This window comes from Variovorax sp. KBS0712 (assembly GCF_006323185.2).
Taxonomy (GTDB): domain Bacteria; phylum Pseudomonadota; class Gammaproteobacteria; order Burkholderiales; family Burkholderiaceae_C; genus Variovorax; species Variovorax boronicumulans.
In genome coordinates, this window is record NZ_VCCD02000001.1 from 3,497,092 (window position 1) to 3,518,059 (window position 20,968).

At 66.0% G+C, this 20,968-nt stretch carries 21 protein-coding genes and 1 tRNA gene; 12 read left to right on the forward strand and 10 right to left on the reverse strand.

From position 1 onward, the window contains the following. Positions 1-4: 4 nt before the first annotated feature. Together FFI97_RS16280 and FFI97_RS16285 are read right to left on the reverse strand one after the other, a co-directional pair. Positions 5-661, reverse strand: a complete 657-nt coding sequence (locus tag FFI97_RS16280) for a lytic transglycosylase domain-containing protein (RefSeq protein WP_062474504.1) — start codon at positions 659-661, stop codon at positions 5-7. Then, entirely contained in the window at positions 658-2,403 is a 1,746-nt protein-coding gene (locus FFI97_RS16285) for a proline--tRNA ligase (protein ID WP_139700138.1), read from the reverse strand. The genes FFI97_RS16280 and FFI97_RS16285 overlap by 4 nt, the downstream gene beginning before the upstream one ends. 135 nt (positions 2,404-2,538) lie before the next feature. On the opposite strand from FFI97_RS16285, the gene FFI97_RS16290 reads away from it, so the two are divergent. Then, positions 2,539-3,207, forward strand: a complete 669-nt coding sequence (locus FFI97_RS16290) for an RNA pyrophosphohydrolase (RefSeq protein WP_062474507.1) — start codon at positions 2,539-2,541, stop codon at positions 3,205-3,207. Further along, the gene (locus tag FFI97_RS16295) at positions 3,155-3,748 is read left to right on the forward strand and encodes a CNP1-like family protein (RefSeq protein WP_139700136.1); all 594 of its coding nucleotides are present in this window, start codon (positions 3,155-3,157) and stop codon (positions 3,746-3,748) included. The genes FFI97_RS16290 and FFI97_RS16295 overlap by 53 nt, the downstream gene beginning before the upstream one ends. 34 nt (positions 3,749-3,782) lie before the next feature. On the opposite strand, the gene proB is transcribed toward FFI97_RS16295, so the two are convergent. The 4 genes from proB to rplU all read right to left on the reverse strand — a co-directional run bounded on the left by proB (position 3,783) and on the right by rplU (position 6,736). Continuing rightward, on the reverse strand, positions 3,783-4,922 hold the full coding sequence (gene proB, locus FFI97_RS16300) for a glutamate 5-kinase (protein WP_062474510.1): 1,140 nt from the start codon (positions 4,920-4,922) through the stop codon (positions 3,783-3,785). Between the two features lie 80 nt (positions 4,923-5,002). Then, on the reverse strand, positions 5,003-6,079 hold the full coding sequence (gene cgtA / locus FFI97_RS16305; RefSeq protein ID WP_062474512.1) for an Obg family GTPase CgtA: 1,077 nt from the start codon (positions 6,077-6,079) through the stop codon (positions 5,003-5,005). 72 nt (positions 6,080-6,151) lie between these two features. Beyond that, positions 6,152-6,412, reverse strand: a complete 261-nt coding sequence (gene rpmA, locus FFI97_RS16310; protein ID WP_013543198.1) for a 50S ribosomal protein L27 — start codon at positions 6,410-6,412, stop codon at positions 6,152-6,154. Positions 6,413-6,424: 12 nt separating this feature from the next. Further along, the gene (rplU, locus tag FFI97_RS16315; RefSeq protein ID WP_062474515.1) at positions 6,425-6,736 is read right to left on the reverse strand and encodes a 50S ribosomal protein L21; all 312 of its coding nucleotides are present in this window, start codon (positions 6,734-6,736) and stop codon (positions 6,425-6,427) included. A gap of 182 nt (positions 6,737-6,918) precedes the next feature. Between rplU and FFI97_RS16320 the strand changes: the two genes are divergently transcribed. The 10 genes from FFI97_RS16320 to FFI97_RS16365 all read left to right on the forward strand — a co-directional run bounded on the left by FFI97_RS16320 (position 6,919) and on the right by FFI97_RS16365 (position 16,351). Then, positions 6,919-7,911 (forward strand): polyprenyl synthetase family protein, encoded by a 993-nt coding sequence (locus tag FFI97_RS16320; protein ID WP_139700392.1) that lies wholly within the window; start codon positions 6,919-6,921, stop codon positions 7,909-7,911. Between the two features lie 52 nt (positions 7,912-7,963). Continuing rightward, positions 7,964-8,040: transfer RNA gene (locus FFI97_RS16325), tRNA-Pro, on the forward strand. A gap of 115 nt (positions 8,041-8,155) precedes the next feature. After that, positions 8,156-9,889 (forward strand): type IV-A pilus assembly ATPase PilB, encoded by a 1,734-nt coding sequence (gene pilB / locus FFI97_RS16330; protein WP_062474518.1) that lies wholly within the window; start codon positions 8,156-8,158, stop codon positions 9,887-9,889. Between the two features lie 24 nt (positions 9,890-9,913). Next, a complete protein-coding gene (locus tag FFI97_RS16335; RefSeq protein ID WP_139700134.1) occupies positions 9,914-11,143 on the forward strand; it encodes a type II secretion system F family protein in 1,230 nt (409 codons plus the stop codon). Then, entirely contained in the window at positions 11,143-12,108 is a 966-nt protein-coding gene (locus tag FFI97_RS16340; protein WP_139700133.1) for a prepilin peptidase, read from the forward strand. Before FFI97_RS16335 ends, FFI97_RS16340 begins: the two co-directional genes overlap by 1 nt. A 13-nt stretch (positions 12,109-12,121) precedes the next feature. Beyond that, the gene (gene coaE / locus FFI97_RS16345) at positions 12,122-12,733 is read left to right on the forward strand and encodes a dephospho-CoA kinase (protein WP_185993620.1); all 612 of its coding nucleotides are present in this window, start codon (positions 12,122-12,124) and stop codon (positions 12,731-12,733) included. Between the two features lie 76 nt (positions 12,734-12,809). Then, positions 12,810-14,303: an MBOAT family O-acyltransferase gene (locus FFI97_RS16350; RefSeq protein ID WP_139700130.1), complete on the forward strand. Its 1,494-nt coding sequence runs from the start codon at positions 12,810-12,812 to the stop codon at positions 14,301-14,303. A 6-nt stretch (positions 14,304-14,309) separates the two neighbouring features. Further along, complete coding sequence (locus FFI97_RS16355; protein WP_062474527.1) at positions 14,310-15,341, forward strand: hypothetical protein; 1,032 nt, start codon at positions 14,310-14,312, stop codon at positions 15,339-15,341. Between the two features lie 36 nt (positions 15,342-15,377). Next, a complete protein-coding gene (zapD, locus tag FFI97_RS16360) occupies positions 15,378-16,133 on the forward strand; it encodes a cell division protein ZapD (RefSeq protein WP_070063618.1) in 756 nt (251 codons plus the stop codon). Between the two features lie 8 nt (positions 16,134-16,141). Continuing rightward, a complete protein-coding gene (locus FFI97_RS16365) occupies positions 16,142-16,351 on the forward strand; it encodes a DNA gyrase inhibitor YacG (RefSeq protein WP_062474531.1) in 210 nt (69 codons plus the stop codon). A gap of 39 nt (positions 16,352-16,390) precedes the next feature. On the opposite strand, the gene FFI97_RS16370 is transcribed toward FFI97_RS16365, so the two are convergent. Genes FFI97_RS16370 through argJ form a run of 4 tightly spaced genes read right to left on the reverse strand, consistent with a single transcriptional unit; the run spans position 16,391 to position 20,949 of the window. Then, positions 16,391-18,355 (reverse strand): acyltransferase family protein, encoded by a 1,965-nt coding sequence (locus FFI97_RS16370; protein ID WP_139700128.1) that lies wholly within the window; start codon positions 18,353-18,355, stop codon positions 16,391-16,393. A gap of 37 nt (positions 18,356-18,392) precedes the next feature. Further along, a complete protein-coding gene (locus FFI97_RS16375; RefSeq protein WP_070063620.1) occupies positions 18,393-18,851 on the reverse strand; it encodes an NUDIX domain-containing protein in 459 nt (152 codons plus the stop codon). After that, positions 18,848-19,723 carry an ATP-binding protein gene (locus FFI97_RS16380; RefSeq protein ID WP_062474537.1) on the reverse strand — a complete coding sequence of 292 codons (876 nt, stop codon included), beginning with the start codon at positions 19,721-19,723 and terminating at the stop codon, positions 18,848-18,850. The genes FFI97_RS16375 and FFI97_RS16380 overlap by 4 nt, the downstream gene beginning before the upstream one ends. Then, entirely contained in the window at positions 19,720-20,949 is a 1,230-nt protein-coding gene (gene argJ, locus FFI97_RS16385; protein ID WP_139700126.1) for a bifunctional glutamate N-acetyltransferase/amino-acid acetyltransferase ArgJ, read from the reverse strand. The genes FFI97_RS16380 and argJ overlap by 4 nt, the downstream gene beginning before the upstream one ends. Between the last annotated feature and the right edge of the window lie 19 nt (positions 20,950-20,968).

Genomic DNA, 20,968 nt, shown 5'->3' on the forward strand with positions numbered 1-20,968 from the left:
GCCTTCAGGCCGCCGAGCGGTCCCTGTCGACGTAAGCCCACAGCCGCTGGTTCGCGAACACCGCGTTCGGGTACGGCGCGCGGCCCCGGCTGCCGTTGTAGCGGCCCAGCGTCATGAACAGGTCGCCCTTCTCGCGGTCGAGGTAGTGGCGCAGGATCACGCAGCCGAAGCGCAGGTTGGTCTGCATGTGGAACAGCTTGGCCGAATCGCTGTCGCCGATCACGCGGGTCCAGAACGGCATCACCTGCATGTAGCCGCGCGCGCCCGCACTGGAGACCGCGAACTTGCGGAAGTTGCTCTCGACCTGGATCAGGCCCAGCACCAGGCTCACGTCGAGCCCCGAGCGCTTGGCCTCGTACCAGACGGTCTGCAGGAACTCGATGCGCGTGGCCGGGTCGGCGACCTTCTTGCGCAGGCGCTCGCTCATCTCGCCGAGCCACCGCAGGTACGCGAGGCGGGCCTCGGTGTCGGCGAACTGCGGCACCGGCGGCGCCTTGTTGTGGATGGCCGAACTCAGCGCGGTGCGCACCGAGTCGATCAGCGGCTCTTCGATCTGCGCGCCGGCCCAGGCCACCTGGGGCAGCGCCAGCGTCGTCAGGGCGCCTGCCGCAACGCTGCCCAGCAGGCAGCTGCGTCGCGAAAGGCCCCCCGCCACGCTCATGCCGCGAGCTTGCCGGCGATGAAGTCGGCGATGCCGGCCGCGGGCACCTTGGTGGCGGCGGTGTCGCGCCGGCCCTGGTACTCGAGCTGGCCTTCCTTGAGACCGCGGTCGGAGATGACCACGCGGTGCGGCACGCCGATCAGTTCCCAGTCGGCGAACATCGCGCCCGGGCGCTCGCCGCGGTCGTCCAGCAGCACGTCGACGCCCTTGGCCAGCAGCTCTTCGTAGAGCGCTTCGGCCGCGACCTTGACCTCGGGGCTGCGGTCCATGCCGATCGGGCAGACCACCACGGTGAACGGCGCCAGCGCGTCGGGCCAGATGATGCCGCGCTCGTCGTGGTTCTGTTCGATGGCGGCGGCCGGCAGGCGCGTGATGCCGATGCCGTAGCAACCCATCTCGAGGAACTGCGGCTTGCCGCCTTCGTCGAGGTAGGTGGCGTTCATGTCCTTGCTGTACTTGGTACCGAGCACGAAGACGTGGCCCACCTCGATGCCGCGCTCGATGGCCAGCACGCCCTTGCCATCGGGCGAGGCGTCGCCGGCGACCACGTTGCGCAGGTCGGCGACCAGGTCGGGCTCGGGCAGGTCGCGGCCCCAGTTGACGCCGGTCATGTGGAAGTCGATCTCGTTGGCGCCGGTGATCCAGTCGGCCAGCACGGCGGCCTCGCGGTCGGCCACGAGCTTGACGGGCTTCTTGAGGTTCAGCGGGCCGAGGTAGCCCGGCTTGCAGCCGAAGTGCTCGTCGATCTCGGCGGTGGTGGCAAAGCGGAAGCCCTTGTCCAGGCCGGGCAGCTTGCTGACCTTGATCTCGTTCATGTCATGGTCGCCGCGCAGCAGCAGCAGCCAGATCTGCGCGCCCTGGATGTTGCCGGCCGCGTCGAGGACATCGGTGGCCAGCACCAGCGACTTGACCGTGGTGGCCAGTGGCACGCCGAGCAGTTCGGCCACGTCGGCGCAGGTGCTCTTGCCGGGCGTGGGCGTCTTCTCGAGCGCGTTGGCGGCGGCAGGACGCGGACCGGCCGGGGCCAGCGCCTCGGCCTTTTCCATGTTGGCGGCGTAGGTGCTGTCGGGGCAGTAGACGATGGCGTCTTCGCCGGTGGCGGCGATCACCTGGAACTCTTCGCTCAGGTCGCCGCCGATGGCGCCGCTGTCGGCCGCGACGGCGCGGTAGCGCAGGCCGAAGCGGTCGAAGATGTTGCGGTAGGCCTGGGCCATCACCTGGTAGCTGGCCTTGGCCGCGTCGAGGTCGCGGTCGAAGCTGTAGGCGTCCTTCATGATGAACTCGCGCCCGCGCATCAGGCCGAAGCGCGGACGGCGCTCGTCGCGGAACTTGGTCTGGATCTGGTAGAAATTCTTCGGCAGCTGCTTGTAGCTGCGGATTTCCTGGCGCGCGATGTCGGTCACCACTTCTTCGCTGGTGGGCTGGATCACGAAGTCGCGGTCGTGGCGGTCCTTGATGCGCAGCAGCTCGGGGCCCATCTTGTCGAAGCGGCCGGTCTCTTGCCAGAACTCGGCCGGCTGCACCACGGGCATCGTGAGCTCGACGGCGCCCGCGCGGTTCATTTCCTCGCGCACGATCGCCTCGACCTTGCGGATCACGCGCAGGCCCATGGGCATGTACGTGTAGATGCCCGTGCCGAGCTTCTTGATCATGCCGGCGCGCATCATGAGCCGATGGCTCGCGACCTCGGCGTCAGCGGGCGCTTCCTTCAGGGTGGAGACAAAAAATCGGGAAGCTTTCATCGGGATCGCGCAGGTGGGTTCGAAGTGAGGAGGGAGACAGGCACCCCGGAGAGACCCTGAGAGCCCGGAACCGGTCGCTTGCCGAGTGCAACCCGGCATGCATAATCGACTCAGTTCAAAAATTGGGGTTTGATTATGCTCGACCGGGACGGCTTCAGGCCCAACGTCGGCATCATCCTGCTCAACCAGAGAAACCAGGTTTTCTGGGGCAAGCGCATACGCACGCATTCCTGGCAGTTTCCGCAAGGCGGCATCGACCGTGGCGAAAGTCCCGAGCAAGCCATGTTCCGGGAACTGCACGAGGAAGTCGGGCTCCACCCGGAGCATGTGCGCATCGTGGCCCGTACCCGCGACTGGTTGCGCTACGAGGTGCCGGATCGGTTCATCCGCCGTGACGCACGGGGCCACTACAAAGGCCAGAAGCAGATCTGGTATCTGCTGCAACTTGTCGGCCACGACTGGGATCTCAACCTGCGTGCCACCGACCATCCCGAATTCGACGCCTGGCGCTGGCATGACTACTGGGTCCCGCTCGACGTGGTCGTCGAGTTCAAGCGCGGCGTCTACGAGATGGCGCTTACCGAGCTTGCTCGCTACCTGCCCCGGCAGGATTTCCGCAACCGCTTCCTGCGCAGCAACGTGCGCGCCCGAGAATTCGAGCGCCACACGCTGGACCATGGAGCACCCGCAGGCCTCGATCTGCCGCCCGGCGGCAGCTTCGACCCGCATCCCGACATTCCTTCTGCGAGCGATGAACCTCCTCCCAAGAACAGCGCGCCCTCTTCTTTCCCGACGCCACGCTGAGCGTGCGCTCGTCATCGCCTGCGTCAGCCTGCTGGCCGCCTGCGCCTCCCGCGGCTACGACACCGACAACCCCGACTGGGCCCAGGCCGGCATGCCACCGGCGCCCAAGAGCACCGAGCAGGACAAGGAGTGGGAAGAAACTGCGGTGCCGCCGCCGCCCGCCTTCAGCGAAAGCCGTCTGCTGCCGATCGCGATGCCGCCCTACATGACGCTGAAGTTCGGCGTTGATCCGAACACCATCGCCATCACGAAGGACGGCATCGTGCGCTACGTGGTGGTGGCGCAGAACCGGGCCGGTGGCGCCGTCAATGCGTTCTACGAAGGCGTGCGCTGCTCGACGGCGGAGATGAAGAGCTATGCCCGTTACAACAACGGCGCCTGGCAGGAAACGAAGTCGCCCGAGTGGAAGCGCGTGAGGGACATGAACTCCAGCTACGTGCCGGCGCTGGCGTCGCAGGGCCTGTGCCGCGGCAACGCGCCGCGCAGCTCGGTCAACGAGATGGTGCAGAACATCCGCAACCCGCTGCGCGAGCTGCCCTGAAGCAGCGGCGGGGCATGGCGCCCCGCCCTGAAGATCAACCGGGCATCAGCACCATGTTGTCGCGGTGCACCATCTCCGGCTCGGCCGCGTAGCCCAGCAGCCGCTCGAACTCGGCCGACGGCTTGCGGCACAGCAGCCGGGCCTCCACGCTCGAATAATTGGCCAGCCCACGGGCCAGCTCAACGCCGTCGACGTCGCGCACCGCGATCACGTCGCCGCGCGAGAACTCGCCCGACACACCCGTCATGCCGATCGGCAGCAGGCTCTTGCCTTCGCCGCGCACCTTCGCAGCCGCACCGGCGTCGACGATGACGGCACCACGCAATTGCAGGTGATCGGCCATCCAGCGCTTGCGCGCTTGGTGCTTGGCGGTCTGCGCCACCAGCAGCGTGCCGATCGATTCGCCGCGCGTGAGCCGCAGCAGCGCGTCGGCTTCACGGCCCCAGGCGATGACCGTCGAAGCGCCGGAACCCGCCGCGCGCTTGGCCGCGAGGATCTTGGTGATCATGCCGCCCCGCCCGATGCTCGAGCCGGCGCCGCCGGCCATGGCTTCGAGCGCCGGGTCGCCGGCAGCGGCTTCGTGCACGAACTTGGCGTCGGGGTCCTTGCGTGGGTCGGCCGTGTACAGGCCCTTCTGGTCGGTCAGGATGATCAGCGCATCGGCCTCGACCAGGTTGGCGACCAGCGCGCCCAGCGTGTCGTTGTCGCCGAACTTGATCTCGTCGTTGACCACAGTGTCGTTCTCGTTGATCACCGGCACCACGCCCAGGCGCAGCAAGGTGACGAGGGTCGAGCGTGCGTTGAGGTAGCGCTCGCGGTCCGCGAGGTCGGCGTGCGTGAGCAGCACCTGCGCGCTGCCGATCTGGTTCTCGCGCAGCTTGGTCTCGTACATCTGGGCCAGGCCCATCTGCCCGACGGCCGCCGCCGCCTGAAGCTCGTGCACTTCGTGCGGACGGGTCTTCCAGCCCAGGCGCTTCATGCCCTCGGCGATCGCGCCGCTCGACACCATGACCACTTCGCGCCCGTCGCGCACCAGCTCGGCCAGTTGCCGGCACCACTCGCCGATGGCACCTTCGTCGAGGCCGCGGCCCTCGTTGGTCACGAGGCTGGAGCCCACCTTGACGACGATACGGCGGGCATCCCGCAAGGCAGTGGAACCGGAATTCGAGGTCATGAAGAAAGAAGGCGTGTTTCAGGAATGCAGCCTGCGCTGCTTGCTATCCATTTTGCAGCACCGAAGGTGCCGCGACGCCCTCAGTTTCCTTCGGGCGGCAGCGGAACGAAGCGCGGATCGACCACGACGGTTTCGTGCTCGGCCACCTGCTGCGCCTTGACCTGCTGGTACACGGCCTTGATCAGGTGCTCGCAGCCTTCGCGCGTGAGCGCCGAGATCTCGAAGACCGGGCCCTTGAAGCGCAGGCGCTTGACGAAGTCCTTGACGCGCGCGGCGCGCTCGTCGTCCGGCACCATGTCCAGCTTGTTCAGCACCAGCCAGCGCGGTTTCTCGTGCAACGCCGCGTCGTACTTCTTGAGCTCGGCCACGAGCGCCTTGGCCTGGGCGACCGGATCGACGCTGTCGTCGAACGGCGCCATGTCGACCACGTGCAACAGCAGGCGGGTGCGCTGCAGGTGACGCAGGAACAGGTGACCGAGGCCAGCGCCTTCCGAGGCGCCTTCGATCAGACCGGGCAAATCGGCCACCACGAAGCTCTGCTCGGGGCCGACGCGCACGACACCGAGGTTCGGGTGCAGCGTGGTGAAGGGATAGTCGGCAATGCGCGGACGGGCGTTCGAAACGGCGCTGATCAGCGTCGATTTGCCGGCATTCGGCATGCCCAGCAGGCCCACGTCGGCCAGCACCTTGAGTTCGAGCTTGAGGCTCTTCTTCTCGCCGGGCCAGCCGGGCGTCTTCTGGCGCGGCGCACGGTTGATCGCGCTCTTGAAGCGCATGTTGCCGAAGCCGCCGTCGCCGCCCTTGGCGATGGTGATGACCTCGCCGTCCTTGAGCAGCTCGTACAACACCTCACCCGTTTCAGCGTCGGTGATGATCGTGCCGACGGGCATCTTGAGGACGATGTCGTCGCCGGCGGCACCGAACATGTCGGAGCCCATGCCGTGCTCGCCGCGCTTGGCTTCGTGCCGGCGCGAGTAGCGGAAATCGACCAGGGTGTTGAGGTTCGAGTCGGCCACCGCGAACACGTGGCCGCCACGGCCGCCGTCGCCGCCGTTGGGGCCGCCGAACTCCTTGTACTTCTCATGACGGAACGACACGCAGCCGTTGCCGCCATCGCCCGCGGCGATGTCGATGAAGGCTTCGTCGACGAACTTCATGGGATGTCCAGTTTACAAATGAAGAAGCCCCGGCAATGCGGGGCCTCGGAAAGATCGAAGTGACTGCGGGGCTTAGGCCGCGGGCGTCACGTTGACCATGTGCTTGTTCAGCGCACCCTTGTGACCGAACGACACGTGGCCGTCGACCAGGGCGAAGAGCGTGTGGTCCTTGCCCACGCCGACGTTCACGCCGGGGTGGAACTGGGTGCCGCGCTGGCGCACGATGATCGAGCCTGCGCTGATCAGTTCGCCGCCGAAGGCCTTCACGCCGAGCATCTTGGGCTTGGAATCGCGCCCGTTTCGCGTGGAGCCGCCGCCTTTTTTCTGTGCCATGGAATGTGCTCCTTAGCCGGCGATCGCGCCGATTTGCAGTTCGGTGAACTGCTGGCGATGGCCTTGACGTTTTTGATAGTGCTTGCGACGGCGCATCTTGAAGATGCGAACCTTGTCGTGCAGGCCGTGCGACAGCACCGTGACTGTCACCGTTGCGCCGGACACCAGGGGCGTGCCGACCTTGATTTCAGCGCCGTTTCCGACAGCCAGAACCTGGTCGATCACGATTTCCTGGCCTACGTCCGCAGCAATCTGTTCTACTTTAATTTTCTCGCCGGAAGCAACGCGATACTGCTTGCCGCCGGTTTTTATGACCGCGTACATGTAAACCTCTTAGAAATGAGTCTCCGCAGCGAATTCCGCAGAGCCCAAGATTATAGCGCGGTTTGCGAACACTCACCACCCCGACGCTGAGACGCTCCAGGGAATCGTGCACGGCTCCCTATAATTCGCGCGTTCCGGCCTCCAGGGCCGCCCTCATCCTCGCAGCGCCCCGCGCCTTCGCTTTGCCAGTTCCCGCCGCCGACACCTCCCCCACCGCCACCGTGCTGGACCTGATTGCCGGCGACATGGTCGAAGTCGACCGTGTGATCGCCCAACGCATCAATACCGGCGTTCCGCTGGTCAGCCAGGTTTCGCAATACATCATCTCGGCCGGCGGCAAGCGGCTGCGCCCGGCGCTGCTGCTGCTCATGGCAGGCGCGCTCGGCTACACCGGTGAACAGCGCTTCAACCTGGCGGCCGTGGTGGAGTTCATCCACACCGCCACGTTGCTGCATGACGACGTGGTCGACGAATCGACCCTGCGCCGCGGCCGCGCCACCGCCAACGAATCCTTCGGCAACCCCGCCAGCGTGCTGGTGGGCGACTTCCTGTATTCGCGCGCCTTCCAGATGATGTTGGATGCAAACAACATGCGCATCATGCAGATCCTGGCCGAAGCGACCAACGTGATCGCGGAAGGCGAAGTGCTGCAGCTGATGAACATGCACGACGCCTCGCTGGACGAAGCGGCGTACCTGCGCGTGATCCGCTCCAAGACCGCCAAGCTCTTCGAGGCCAGCACCCGGCTGGCGGCCGTGCTGGCCGGCACGACGCCCGAAGTCGAAGAAGCCTGCGCCACCTACGGACAGGCGCTGGGCACAGCCTTCCAGGTGATCGACGATGTGCTCGACTACGCAGGCGATGCGCAGGAAACCGGAAAGAACGTCGGCGACGACCTGCGCGAAGGCAAGACCACCTTGCCACTGATCTTTGCCATGCAACGCGGCACTCCAGAGCAAAGCGCACTGGTGCGCGCCGCGATCGAAGCCGGCGACACCGCGCAGCTGGGGAAAATCGTGGAGATCGTTCGCGAAACCGGCGCGCTGGAAGCCTCGCGCGCAGCCGCTGCAGCAGAGGCCGAACGCGCAATTCATGCATTGCGCGACCTTCCGTCGAATTTGCACGCTTCAGGTTTGCTACAATTGGCGGCTCAGTTGCTTGAGCGACGTGCCTGAAACACCTCCACAGAGTTGGCATCTAGGACGAGTTCTTTTTCTTGCAACCAATCGGGGTGTAGCTTAGCCTGGTAGAGCGCTACGTTCGGGACGTAGAGGCCGGAGGTTCGAATCCTCTCACCCCGACCAGTTTTTCTCGACTGGTCCAGTTAATGTCAGCCCCTGTTGCTGTGTAACGATTTACAGCACAGGCGTGTTCAGCGATGATCGTGAAGCACTTTTTCACATCTTTTGCATTCGCTGAATGGCCGCTGCCGAAATTCCCGTTAAAGAAACTACGCAGATCGCCCTTCCCGGCTTGGCGCGCGCCCTCGTGTCGGCCGGCAAGCTCGCGGCGAAGACAGCCGAAGACATCTACCAGAAGTCGCTGAGCGGCCGCACCAGCTTCATCGCCGAACTGACCGGCACCGGCGCCGTCTCGGCCGCAGACCTCGCCCACACCCTCTCAAGCGCCTTCGGCGCCCCGCTGCTCGACCTCGATGCCATCGATCACCAGCGCCTGCCCAAGGACCTGCTCGATCCGAAGCTCTGCCATGCCTACCGCATCGTCGTTCTCAGCAAGCGCAACAACCGCCTGATCGTCGCGACGGCCGACCCGTCGGACCAGCAGGCTGCAGAGAAAATCAAGTTCGCGTCGCAGATGGGCGTGGACTGGGTCATCGCCGAGTACGACAAGCTCTCGCGCATGATCGAAGCCGCTGCAGCGAGCGCGGCTGAAACCATCAACAGCATCGTCGGCACCGAGTTCGAATTCGACGATGTCACGGCCGACACCTCGGGCGATGCCAACGAGCAGGCCATCGCCGAAGTCGAGGACGCACCCGTGGTGCGCTTCCTGCACAAGATGCTGCTCGACGCCGTCAGCATGCGGGCCTCGGACATCCACTTCGAGCCCTACGAACACCACTACCGGGTGCGCTTTCGGGTCGATGGCGAGCTGCGCGAAATCGCCAGTCCGCCCACGGTCATCAAGGACAAGCTGGCCTCGCGCATCAAGGTCATTTCGCGGCTCGACATCTCGGAAAAACGCGTGCCGCAAGACGGCCGCATGAAGCTCAAGATCGGGCCCGACCGCGTGATCGACTTCCGCGTGAGCACGCTGCCCACGCTGTTCGGCGAGAAGATCGTCGTGCGTATCCTGGACCCGAGCAGCGCGCGCATGGGCATCGACGCCCTGGGCTACGACGCCGACGAGAAAGAACGGCTCCTCCACGCCATCGGCCGCCCCTACGGCATGGTGCTGGTGACCGGCCCCACGGGTTCGGGCAAGACCGTGTCGCTGTACACCTGCCTGAACCTGCTCAACCAGCCGGGCGTCAACATCGCGACGGCGGAAGACCCGTCGGAAATCAACCTGCCCGGCGTCAACCAGGTCAACGTCAACGAGAAGGCCGGCCTCACCTTCGCGGCCGCGCTGCGTGCTTTCCTGCGGCAGGATCCCGACATCATCATGGTCGGCGAAATCCGCGACCTCGAAACCGCCGACATCTCGATCAAGGCCGCGCAAACCGGTCACCTGGTGCTGTCGACGCTGCACACCAACGACGCCCCGACCACGCTCACGCGCATGCGCAACATGGGCATCGCGCCGTTCAACATCGCGTCGAGCGTGATCCTGATCACCGCGCAACGCCTCGCGCGCCGGCTGTGCATGCTGTGCCGTGCACCGATCGACATCCCGCGCGAAGCCCTGCTCGATGCCGGCTTCAAGGAGGAAGACATCAACGGCACCTGGAAGCCCTACCGCCCGGTCGGCTGCGCCGCCTGCAGCGGCGGCTACAAGGGCCGGGTCGGCATCTACCAGGTGATGCCGATTTCGGAAGCCATCCAGGAAATCATCCTGCGCGACGGCAGTGCGCTGGACATCGCGAACCAATCCGAAGCCGAAGGCGTGCGCTCGCTGCGCCAGTCCGGCCTTCGCAAAGTCATGCAGGGCCTCACTTCGCTCGAAGAAGTCGTCGCCTGCACCAACCTATAACGAACACACTGAACCGGAGATCGAATGGCAACAGTGGCATCCTCCCGCTCCCAGGTCACGCACAAGGAATTCGTCTTCGAATGGGAAGGCAAGGACCGCAACGGCAAGCTGGTGCGCGGCGAGCTTCGCGCCGCCGGGGAGAACCAGGTGCAGGCGGCCTTGCGTCGCCAGGGCGTGCTGGCGTCCAAGATCAAGAAGCGCCGCATGCGCTCGGGCAAGGCGATCAAGCCCAAGGACATCGCGATCTTCACGCGCCAGCTCGCGACCATGATGAAGGCTGGGGTGCCGCTGCTGCAGTCCTTCGACATCGTGGGCCGCGGCAACGCGAACCCGAGCGTCGCCAAGCTGCTGAACGACATCCGCAGCGATGTCGAGACCGGCACCTCGCTGTCGGCTGCTTTTCGCAAGTTTCCGAAGTACTTCGATAATCTCTATTGCAACCTCGTGGAAGCCGGGGAAGCGGCCGGTATTCTGGAGGAGTTGCTGGATCGTCTCGCGACGTACATGGAGAAAACCGAAGCGATCAAGTCGAAGATCAAGTCGGCGTTGATGTACCCAACCTCAGTGGTCGTCGTAGCCTTCATTGTGGTGGCGATCATCATGATCTTCGTGATTCCCGCCTTCAAGCAAGTGTTCACTTCATTCGGCGCCGACCTACCCGCACCGACGCTGATTGTGATGGCCATCAGCGAGTACTTCGTTTCTTACTGGTGGCTGATCTTTGGAGTCATCGGCGGCGGGACTTACTTCTTCCTGCAGGCCTGGAAACGCAACGAACGCGTCCAAAAATTCATGGACCGTCTGCTGCTGCGCCTCCCGATCTTCGGCACGCTGATAGAGAAATCCTGCATCGCCCGCTGGACCCGCACGCTCGCGACCATGTTCGCAGCCGGCGTACCGCTGGTGGAGGCGCTCGACTCCGTGGGCGGCGCGTCGGGCAACTCGGTGTACGGTGACGCCACCGCCAAGATCCAGCAGGAGGTCTCGACCGGCACCAGCCTCACGGCCGCCATGACCAACGTCAACCTGTTCCCTTCGATGGTGATCCAAATGACGGCCATCGGCGAGGAATCGGGCTCGATCGATCACATGCTCGGCAAGGCCGCCGACTTCTACGAATCCGAAGTCGACGACATGGTGGCCGGCCTCTCCAGCCTGATGGAACCCATCATCATCGTGTTCCTGGGCGTCATCATCGGCGGCATCGTGGTGTCGATGTACCTGCCCATCTTCAAGCTCGGCCAGGTCGTCTGATGCTGGCGTCGCAAGGGTTCGACACCGCGTTGGCCGGTGTGCTGGGGCTATTGATCGGCAGTTTCCTCAACGTGGTGATCTACCGCACCCCGGTCATGATGTACCGGGGCTGGCTGAGCGATGCGGTCGCCAACCTCATGTCGTCGAAGGACATGCCTTCGCTCTGGTCGCTGGTCTTCGGCCCGAAGGCCGTGCCGCCTGCAGGGCTCGAGGCGGCCGCCGACAAGGCCGCCGAAGCGCTCGAGAAACTCCCGCCTTTCGATCTCACGCGCCCCGCCTCGCGCTGCGGCGCGTGCGGCCACAAGATCCGCTGGTACCAGAACATCCCCGTGCTCAGCTACCTCGTGCTGCGTGGCCGGTGCGCCAGCTGCAAGACCTCGATCAGCCCCCGCTACCCGCTCGTCGAGCTGATCACGGGCGCGCTGTTCGCCCTGTGTGCACACCGCTTCGGCATCACCCCCACGGGCGCGCTCTGGGCGGCCTTCGGCGCCGTGCTGATCTGCCAGTTCCTGATCGACTTCGACACCCAGTTCCTGCCCGACGCCATGAACTACCCGCTGCTCTGGCTCGGCCTGGTCGGTGCCGCCATGGGCTGGACCGGCGTCAGCCTGAACGCCGCGGTCTGGGGCGCCGTGTTCGGCTACCTGAGCCTGTGGCTTGTGTACCATGCCTACCGCCTGGCCACAGGCAAGGAAGGCATGGGACATGGGGACTTCAAACTGCTCGCCGCTCTGGGCGCCTGGCTCGGCGCCGACTACCTCATTGCGATCATCCTCGTCTCGTCGGTGGTGGGCGCGGTGATCGGCCTCACGCTGCGCTTTGCCGGCAAGCTGGCCCACAAGGACATTCCCATCGCCTTCGGCCCGTTCCTGGCCGGCGCCGGCCTGATCTGCCTCGTGGCCGGTCCCGCCGTCGTCAAGCAGTGGATTCCCTTCGCCTTCCCTTTCGGGGCCCTGGCCCTTTGAGAACGACAGCGGCATGGCGGTGAAGCGCATCGGCCTGACCGGCGGCATCGGCAGCGGCAAGAGCACGGTCGCGTCGCTGCTGGTGGCCGAAGGGGCGGTGCTGGTCGATACCGACGCCATCGCACGCAGCATCGCGCAGGCCGGCGGCATCGCGATGCCTGCCATCGAAGCCGCGTTCGGCCCCTCCGTCATCGCACCCGATGGCAGCCTCGACCGGGCCGCCATGCGCCAGATCGTGTTCGCCGACGCGGGTGCCAAGGCCCGCCTCGAAGCGATCCTGCATCCGCTGATCGGCACCGAGACCCAACGCCAGGCCGCCGCAGCGGGCGACGATGCGGTCGTCGTGTTCGACGTCCCCCTGCTGGTCGAATCCGGCCGCTGGCGCGCCCTCGTGGACCGCGTGCTGGTGGTCGATGCCCGCGAAGACACGCAGCTGCAGCGCGTGGTCACACGCTCGGGATGGGAGCCCGAGGCCGTGCGCGCCGTGATCGCCCAGCAGGCGCCGCGCAAGGCGCGCCGGGCCGCCGCCGACGCCGTGATTTACAACGAGTCGTTGACGCTCGCGGAACTGGGCACCGAGGTGCGGGGTCTCTGGAAGCTGTGGGCTGCGGCCACCACGCGATAATCCGAGACCAGCCGCCCCGGCGGCTCTATAACGATTACGACAAAAAGGCGCTCGCCCCTGCAGTGCCCTCCCCGAGATGCTTTTCAACTCGTATCCCTTCATTTTTTTCTATTTCCCGCTGGTCCTGATCGGGTTCTTCCTGATCGGCAAACGCAACGCCCGCGCCGCCGCCGGCTTCCTCGGACTGGCCTCGCTGTTCTTCTACGGTTGGTGGAGCGTGCAGGCCCTGCCGCTGCTGCTGGGTTCCATCTGCGTCAACTACTGGTTCGGCCTGCAGCTGACGCCCGCGCCGGGGCGCAACGACCGCAAGCGCAAGACGCTGCTGATCGCCTCACTGGTGATCAACCTGGGCGTGCTGGCCGTCTTCAAGTACGCCAACTTCTTCCTGGAAAACGTCGACGCGGGGCTGGTCGCCGCGGGTCTCACGCCGATCGATCTGGTGCACATCGTGCTGCCGATCGGCATCTCGTTCTACACCTTCACGCAGATCGCCTTCCTGGTCGACTGCTGGCAGGGCAAGGTGCACGAGCGCAGCTTCATCCACTACGTGCTGTTCGTCACCTACTTCCCGCACCTGATCGCGGGCCCGGTGCTTCACCACGCGCAGATGATGCCGCAGTTCGCGAACCCCGCGACCTACCGGATGGACCCGAACAAGGTCGCCATCGGCCTGACGATCTTCGTCTTCGGCCTCGCCAAGAAACTGCTGATCGCCGACCCCATGGGGCAGTACGCCGACCTGATGTTCAACGGCGTTCACAAGGGCATCGAGCCCACGCTGTACACCGCGTGGTTCGGTGCGCTGGCCTACACGCTGCAGATCTATTTCGACTTCTCGGGCTACTCGGACATGGCCGTCGGCCTCTCGATGTGCCTGGGCGTGCAGCTGCCGCTCAACTTCCGCTCGCCCTACAAGTCGACCAACATCATCGAGTTCTGGCGCCGCTGGCACATCTCGCTGTCGACCTTCCTGCGCGACTACCTCTACGTGCCGCTGGGCGGCAACCGCAAGGGCCCGGCGCGGCGCTACCTGAACCTGTTCCTCACGATGCTGCTGGGCGGCCTGTGGCACGGTGCGGCCTGGACCTTCGTGGTCTGGGGCGCGATGCACGGCGCGTTCCTGATGGTCAACCACCTCTGGAACGCCAAGGTCCGTCGCAACGCCACCCCGGGGCGCATCGCGCGCGTGCTGGGCTGGCTGCTGACCTTCCTGTGCGTGGTGGTGGCCTGGATCGTCTTCCGCGCCGACGGCATGAACACGGCCATGTCCATCTACAAGGGCATGCTGGGCCTGCACGGCGCGCCGGTCTCGGCGTTCAGCGAGTTCGGCAAGGTGCCGTTCCGCAAGCCGGAGTTCTTCCAGCTCATGCTGGTGGCGATCGTCATCTGCCTGACGCTGCCGCCGACCATCACCCTGGAGCGCTGGATTCCCCATCCGAAGTCGATGGCCGGCCGCCCGGTGATGGCCCGCCTGTCGACCGTGGTGCTCGCCATCGGTACCTTCGCACTGTTCGCGTGGTGCGTTTCGAAGCTGGGCGGCTACAGCCCCTTCCTCTATTTCCAATTCTGATTCGACATGACGACGACCACGACGCCCGCGAAAGTCTGGCTGCGGTTCTTCCTCTTCGGCTACTTCGTCCTGATGGCCCTGTGGATCATTTCGCTCACCAGCCCGGTGCCCTACGGCGACCTCACGCGCATCGGACGCCTGTCCGAACGCGAGTTCGGCTGGCGCGACCCGCCGCCCAAGGTCGACCCGGTCTACCTCGCCAGCACACCCATCGAACAGGCGGACGTGATGGTCGTCGGCGACAGCTTCTCCATGACGCACCGCTGGCAGTCCGTGCTCGCCAAGGCCGGCTACCGGGTCTCGACCTCGTACTGGGGCCAGTACGGCGAATCGCTGTGCGGCGACTTCAGCCAGTGGGTCCACGACTCCGGCTTCAAGGGCAAGCTGGTCATCATCGAAAGCGTGGAGCGCCTGCTGGACATGCGCATGCGCTACAGCGAGCGCTGCAAGGACGGCAAGACCATCTTCCCCTACAGCGCCAAGGCCGAGCCCCTCATCGAGCCCGACGAGACCGTGCCCGCCTTCGCGCCCAACTGGGAAGTGCAGTACATGACCGGCGTCGTGACCTACTACCACACGTGGAAGGCCAAGAACTCGCCGGTAGACACCTATTTCGATCGTGACACCTGGGTAAGGAAAGTCCCCGACGGTTGCAAATTCTTCTCGCATCGCCAGTGCGACCGGATGCCCTTCTTCCAGGAAGACGAGGACAATGGCCCGTTGACCTCCGACACGCTGGCGCGAATGAAGAACTTCACCGCTGCGCACAGCACCATCCCGCTCCTGTGGATGGTGGTGCCCAACAAGACCACGGTCTACCTCAAGCCCGATTTCTCGAAAGACTTCGAAAGCGGCTTCCGCGACGCGAAGCTGGGCCCCGACCTGTACGCCTTCACCCGCGAAAAGCACACGCAGATCCGCGACTTCTACTTCTCGAACGACACGCACATGTCCATGCACGGACAGCTCGCACTCGGCGAGCGCATGCTGGCCGCGGTGCGCGAAGTGATGCCCACCCCCCCTTCCAAATCGCCCTGAAGTTATGATTCCGCGACAGGAAACCGACAAATACGCGTGATCCTCTACGAGTACCCCTTCAACGAGCGCATCCGCACGTACCTGAGGCTGGAGCATCTGTTCCGTCGCCTCGGGGAACTGGTGCCCTCGGAATCGCCGCTTTCGCACCACTACGCCCTGGTCACGATCTTCGAGATCATGGACGTGGCGGCGCGCGCCGACCTCAAGGCCGACGTGCTGCGCGACCTCGACAAGCACAAGAACGTCTTCAACAGCTACCGGGGCAATCCGGCTATCGCCGAGACGGTGCTGAACCAGGTGGTCGACCAGCTCGAACGCAACTTCAGCGCGCTCAACGGCGTGGCCGGCAAGGCGGGACAGGCACTCACCGAGAACGAGTGGCTCATGAGCATCCGCAGCCGCGCCGGCATTCCGGGCGGCACCTGCGAATTCGACCTGCCCGCCTACTACGCGTGGCAGCACCGCACGCCGGCCAGCCGCCGCGCCGACCTGGAACGCTGGTCGAACACGCTGTCGCCGCTGGCCTCGTCGATCTACCTGCTGCTCAAGCTGCTGCGCGACGCCGACGTGCCCTACAAGGTGATCGCCACCCACGGGCAGTTCCAGCAGAACCTGCCTCAGGGGCGCAGCTTCCAGCTGCTGCGGTTGCGCATCGATCCCAAGCTGGGCCTGGTCCCGGAAATCAGCGGCAACCGCCTCATGGTCTCGGTGCGGCTCATGCGGCACGAGGCCGACGACCGCCTGCACCCGAGCACGGAAGACACCCCCTTCGAACTGACCCTCTGCGCGTGAGGCCCGGTGTGAGCAAGAAGAAAGAAGACGAACGCATCGTCCGCTGCCCGACCTGCGGCGGCGACAGCATTTATGCGGAGCGCAACCCGTTTCGGCCGTTCTGCAGCGCACGCTGCAAGGGCATCGACTTCGGCGCCTGGGCGACCGAGGAATTCAGGATGCCGGCGGAGACACCGCCCGACGAAGAGCCCTTCGGCGATCCCAAGCTGCAGCAATAGATTGGCTGCACGCCGCCGCAGCCCAAGGCTGCGGGGTCGTCAGTTGGCCGCCGCGGGCTGCACGCCCTCTTCCAGGAACACCTTGTCCAGGTAGGTCGCGAACTGCCGCGTGAACGCGGGCCGCAGATGGCCGTGGTCCTTGTAGGCCGGCGCACCGTCGGGCATCGTCCGCGGGCACTGGCCGTCCTTGCACAGGGCGCCCAGCACGTCGATCGCCTCCGCGCCGCTGGCGGCCGCGATCTGCAGGAGCCGCTGGTTGAGCTTCACCTGGTCGGCGAGCACGGGCGCGGTCGGCGAATTGCCCACCACCGAGAGCGTGCGCAGCCGGCTGCCCTCGATCATGCGGCGCGGCTCGAAGTCGTCGCCCAGCGCGTTGTCCAGCAGCAGATAGACCTTTTTCTTCTGCTTGACCAGCTCGGTCACCCACGCCTGCAGCGCCACCAGCGAGGGCTCGATGCCGGCGCGGTCGCCGCGGGTCAGGGAGAGCGACGCGCCGTTCGCGCGCAGCACGTAGTCCAGCGGGAAATCGCCCGTGAAGTAGCAGTTCCAGCAGCTGCCGATCAGCACCGTGTCGATCTGCGGGTCGCGCGCCATCGCCATCCACTGGTCGCGGGCCGGGCCGCAGCCGGGGTTCTGCTCGGCGAAGACGTTCGGAATGGCCGGGCACGCGCCGTAGGTGAAGAAGTACGTGGTCGCCATGCGCTCGGGCGCGAGGCGTGCCAGCTCCGCGGCACGCGGGCCGTACTCGATGACGTGGCTGTCGCCGATCAGCAGCACCTTGCGGGCGCCGTTGCCGATGCGATTCACCGCGTAGGGGCCGAAGTTTTCGGAGGAGAAGCCGGCGTAGTAGTCGCCGTCCACCGTCGCGTCGGTCACCTTCTGCAGCAGCTCGCTGTTGTGGCGTGCGGGCAAACCGTTGAGCACCGCCACGCCGGCCACGGCCACGAAGGCGCCGGTGCCCACGAGCGTGCGCAGCATGCCCGCGCCCAGGCGGGCCCGCGTGAACCGTTCGATGAAGCGATAGGTCAGCCAGGCCAGCAGCACGCTGGCCACCACCATCGTCACGCGCGTGCCCACCGACGGCTCCGCGCCCTTGACGATCCGCGCGTACACCAGGAGCGGCCAGTGCCACAGGTACAGCGGATAGCTGATCAGGCCGATCCACACCATCGCGCGGTTCGACAGGAAGTACTTGTTCAACACGCCCGTCGGGCCGGCGGCGATGCAGCTCACCGCGCCCAGCGTCGGCAGCAGCGCCCACCAGCCGGGGAAGGCCTTGTCGCTGCGGATCATCACGAGGCCCAGCACGATCAGGCCCACGCCCAGCACCGACTGCACATGGCTGCGCCAGACGCTCGGCGCCGACGGCTTCATCCGCATGCAGGCCAGGATGCCGCCCACCATGAGTTCCCAGAAGCGCGAGGCCGGCGAATAGAAGGCCGCCGTACGGAACGGATGGATCGTCGTCACGTTGATGAGGAACGACACCACCGCCAGCACCCACAGCACGCGCACGATCGGCCAGCGACGGCGCCAGGCCAGCCCGAGCAGCAGCGGCCAGAAAATGTAGAACTGTTCTTCGATGCCCAGCGACCACAGGTGCAGCAGCGGCTTGGTCTCGGCGGCCGTGTCGAAATACCCGGCCTCGCTCCAGAAGACGAAGTTGGCCACGAAGCCCACGCCGCCCAGCGCCTGCTTGCCCAGCTCGACGAATTCCTTGTTGAGCAGCACGTACCAGCCGAAGGCGAGCACGCCCGCCAGCACCAGCATCAGCGCCGGGAAGATCCGGCGGATGCGCCGCGCATAGAAATCGCGGTAGCTGAAATCGCCGGCCGCGTGGCTCTGCATGATGATCGTCGTGATCAGGAAGCCCGAGATCACGAAGAAGATGTCGACGCCGATGAAGCCGCCCGGCAGCAGCTTCGGAAACGCGTGGAAGATGACGACCGAGGCCACGGCCACGGCGCGCAGGCCGTCGATGTCGGCACGGTACTTGGGATGCATATCTCTTACTTCTGGACCACGGTCGTGCCGTGCGTCGTCAGGCGACGGTCGACACCGCCTCGGCGGCCGACGCGGGCAGGCCGCGTTCCTCGACCAGCCACGCCAGCACCGGCAGTGCGCCCGGCAGCACCGGCGCCACGTCGAGCGGCAGTTGCTGCCAGGCCATGGCCTGGCTTTCGCGCATTTCGAACTCGCCGGTCCAGTCCGTCACCTTGCACCAGTGCAGGCGCACCAGCGCGTGCGGGTAGTCGTGCTCCGTGACCTTCCAGACCTCGGCGCCGCCGATGGTGATGCCCAGTTCTTCCTGCAGCTCGCGGCGCAGGGCTTCCTCGACCGTCTCGCCGGCTTCGATCTTGCCGCCCGGGAACTCCCAGTAGCCCGCATAGGCCTTGCCTTCGGGGCGCGTGGTGAGCAGCAGCGCCTCGTCGGCCAGCCGGATCAGCACGCCGACGGCCACTTCGGTGTGCTTGCGCGCCGATGTCACAGCCTCGCTCACGCGCCGGCCCGCCCTGCGTAGTCGCGCGCGAACTGGTAGGCCACGCGGCCGCTGCGCGAGCCGCGCTCCAGCGCCCACACGAGCGCCTCGGGCCGCGCCGCCGCGATGGCCGCGTCGTCGACGCCGAACGACGAGAGCCACTGGCCCACGATCGTCAGGTATTCGTTCTGGCTGAAGGGGTAGAAGCTCACCCAGAGGCCGAAGCGCTCCGACAGCGAAATCTTCTCTTCGATCACCTCGCCCGGATGCACCTCGCCGTCGTCCGTGTGCTTGTACGTGAGGTTGTCCTTCATGTACTCGGGCAGCAGGTGGCGCCGGTTGCTGGTGGCGTAGATCAGCACGTTGGGCGTCGAGGCGGCAATCGAGCCGTCGAGGATCGACTTGAGCGCCTTGTAGCCCGGCTCGCCCTCGTCGAAGCTCAGGTCGTCACTGAAGACGATGAACTTCTCGGGACGCTGCGACACCACCTCGACGATGTCGGGCAGGTCGGTGAGCTCGGCCTTGTCGACCTCGATCAGGCGCAGGCCCTGCGGCGCGTAGGCCTGCAGGCAGGCGCGGATCAGCGACGACTTGCCCGTGCCGCGCGCGCCGGTCAGCAGCACGTTGTTGGCCGGCTTGCCTTCGACGAACTGGCGCGTGTTGCGCTCGATCTTTTCCTTCTGGACGTCGATTTCCCTCAGCGAATCGAGCGCCATCGTGGCCACGTGCTTCACGGGCTCCAGCACGCCATGGCCGGAGCTGCGGCGGCGGTAGCGCCACGCGATGGAGGCGCTCCAGTCGGTCGGCGCGGCCAGCGGCTGCGGCAGGATCGATTCGATGCGGCCGATGAGCTGTTCGGCGCGCTCGATGAGCTTCTGGAACTGCTCGTTCATGACCGGTAATCGGCGTTGATCGTGACGTATTCGTGGCTGAAATCGCAGGTCCACACGGTGTCGCTGGCGGCGCCGCGGCCCAGGCCGATGCGCACGGTGATTTCGCTCTGCTTCATCACGCGCTGGCCGTCTTCCTCGCGGTACGACGGATTGCGTCCGCCCTTCACCGCCACGTGCACGTCATCGAGGAACAGGTCGATGCCGGTCTGGTCGAGGTCGGCAATGCCGGCGTAACCGACGGCCGCCAGGATGCGGCCCAGGTTCGGGTCGCTGGCGAAGAAGGCGGTCTTGACCAGCGGCGAATGCGCCACGGCGTAGGCCACCTGGCGGCACTCGGCCCCGTCCTTGCCGCCGTCGACCTGGATGGTGATGAACTTGGTCGCGCCTTCGCCGTCGCGCACGATGGCTTGCGCCAGCAGGCGGGCCACGTCGCGCATCGCGGCGACGAGCGCCTGGCCGTCGGCCGAGTCGAGCGAGGTGATGGGAGCGTGTGCGGCCTTCTGCGTGGCGATGACCACGAACGAATCGTTGGTCGAGGTGTCGCCGTCGATGGTCACGCGGTTGAACGAGGCATCGGCCAGCTGCGTGGCCAGCGGCTGGATCAGCGCCGGGTCGATCTTCGCGTCGGTCGCCATGAAGCCGAGCATGGTCGCCATGTTCGGGCGAATCATGCCGGCGCCCTTGCTGATGCCGGTGATCGTGACGGTGGCACCGCCGATCTGCACCCGGCGGCTGAACGCCTTGGGGATCGTGTCGGTGGTCATGATGCCTTCGGCGGCACGGCCCCAGTTGTTTTCCGACGCGTCGGCCAGCGCGGCCGGCAGGCCGGCCTCGATGCGGTCCACGGGCAGCGGCTCCATGATCACGCCGGTCGAGAACGGCAGGATCTGCTCGGGTGCCAGCTCCAGGTGGCGCGCCAGCGCGATGCAGGTCGAGCGCGTGCGCATCAGGCCGTCTTCGCCGGTGCCGGCGTTGGCGTTGCCGGTGTTGATCACCATCGCACGAATGCCGTAGTTGGCCTTCAGGTGGTCGCGGCAGACCTGCACCGGGGCGGCGCAGAAGCGGTTCTGCGTGAACACGCCGCCGACCGCCGAGCCTTCGTCGATCAGCACGACGGTCAGGTCCTTGCGGTTGGCCTTGCGCACGCCGGCTTCGGCCACGCCGATGCGGACGCCGGGCACCGCGAACAAGGCGGCGGGATCGGGAGCGGACAGGTTCACGGGCATGGGATTTCTCTCAATGAAA

Bases quoted from the DNA above. Each gene is read 5' to 3' on its own strand.
- FFI97_RS16280 (WP_062474504.1), bottom strand. From the start codon at position 661: ATGAGCGTGGCGGGGGGCCTTTCGCGACGCAGCTGCCTGCTGGGCAGC.
- FFI97_RS16285 (WP_139700138.1), bottom strand. From the start codon at position 2,403: ATGAAAGCTTCCCGATTTTTTGTCTCCACCCTGAAGGAAGCGCCCGCT.
- FFI97_RS16290 (WP_062474507.1), top strand. From the start codon at position 2,539: ATGCTCGACCGGGACGGCTTCAGGCCCAACGTCGGCATCATCCTGCTC.
- FFI97_RS16295 (WP_139700136.1), top strand. From the start codon at position 3,155: ATGAACCTCCTCCCAAGAACAGCGCGCCCTCTTCTTTCCCGACGCCAC.
- proB (WP_062474510.1), bottom strand. From the start codon at position 4,922: ATGACCTCGAATTCCGGTTCCACTGCCTTGCGGGATGCCCGCCGTATC.
- cgtA (WP_062474512.1), bottom strand. From the start codon at position 6,079: ATGAAGTTCGTCGACGAAGCCTTCATCGACATCGCCGCGGGCGATGGC.
- rpmA (WP_013543198.1), bottom strand. From the start codon at position 6,412: ATGGCACAGAAAAAAGGCGGCGGCTCCACGCGAAACGGGCGCGATTCC.
- rplU (WP_062474515.1), bottom strand. From the start codon at position 6,736: ATGTACGCGGTCATAAAAACCGGCGGCAAGCAGTATCGCGTTGCTTCC.
- pilB (WP_062474518.1), top strand. From the start codon at position 8,156: ATGGCCGCTGCCGAAATTCCCGTTAAAGAAACTACGCAGATCGCCCTT.
- FFI97_RS16335 (WP_139700134.1), top strand. From the start codon at position 9,914: ATGGCAACAGTGGCATCCTCCCGCTCCCAGGTCACGCACAAGGAATTC.
- FFI97_RS16340 (WP_139700133.1), top strand. From the start codon at position 11,143: ATGCTGGCGTCGCAAGGGTTCGACACCGCGTTGGCCGGTGTGCTGGGG.
- coaE (WP_185993620.1), top strand. From the start codon at position 12,122: ATGGCGGTGAAGCGCATCGGCCTGACCGGCGGCATCGGCAGCGGCAAG.
- FFI97_RS16350 (WP_139700130.1), top strand. From the start codon at position 12,810: ATGCTTTTCAACTCGTATCCCTTCATTTTTTTCTATTTCCCGCTGGTC.
- FFI97_RS16355 (WP_062474527.1), top strand. From the start codon at position 14,310: ATGACGACGACCACGACGCCCGCGAAAGTCTGGCTGCGGTTCTTCCTC.
- FFI97_RS16370 (WP_139700128.1), bottom strand. From the start codon at position 18,355: ATGCATCCCAAGTACCGTGCCGACATCGACGGCCTGCGCGCCGTGGCC.
- FFI97_RS16380 (WP_062474537.1), bottom strand. From the start codon at position 19,723: ATGAACGAGCAGTTCCAGAAGCTCATCGAGCGCGCCGAACAGCTCATC.
- argJ (WP_139700126.1), bottom strand. From the start codon at position 20,949: ATGCCCGTGAACCTGTCCGCTCCCGATCCCGCCGCCTTGTTCGCGGTG.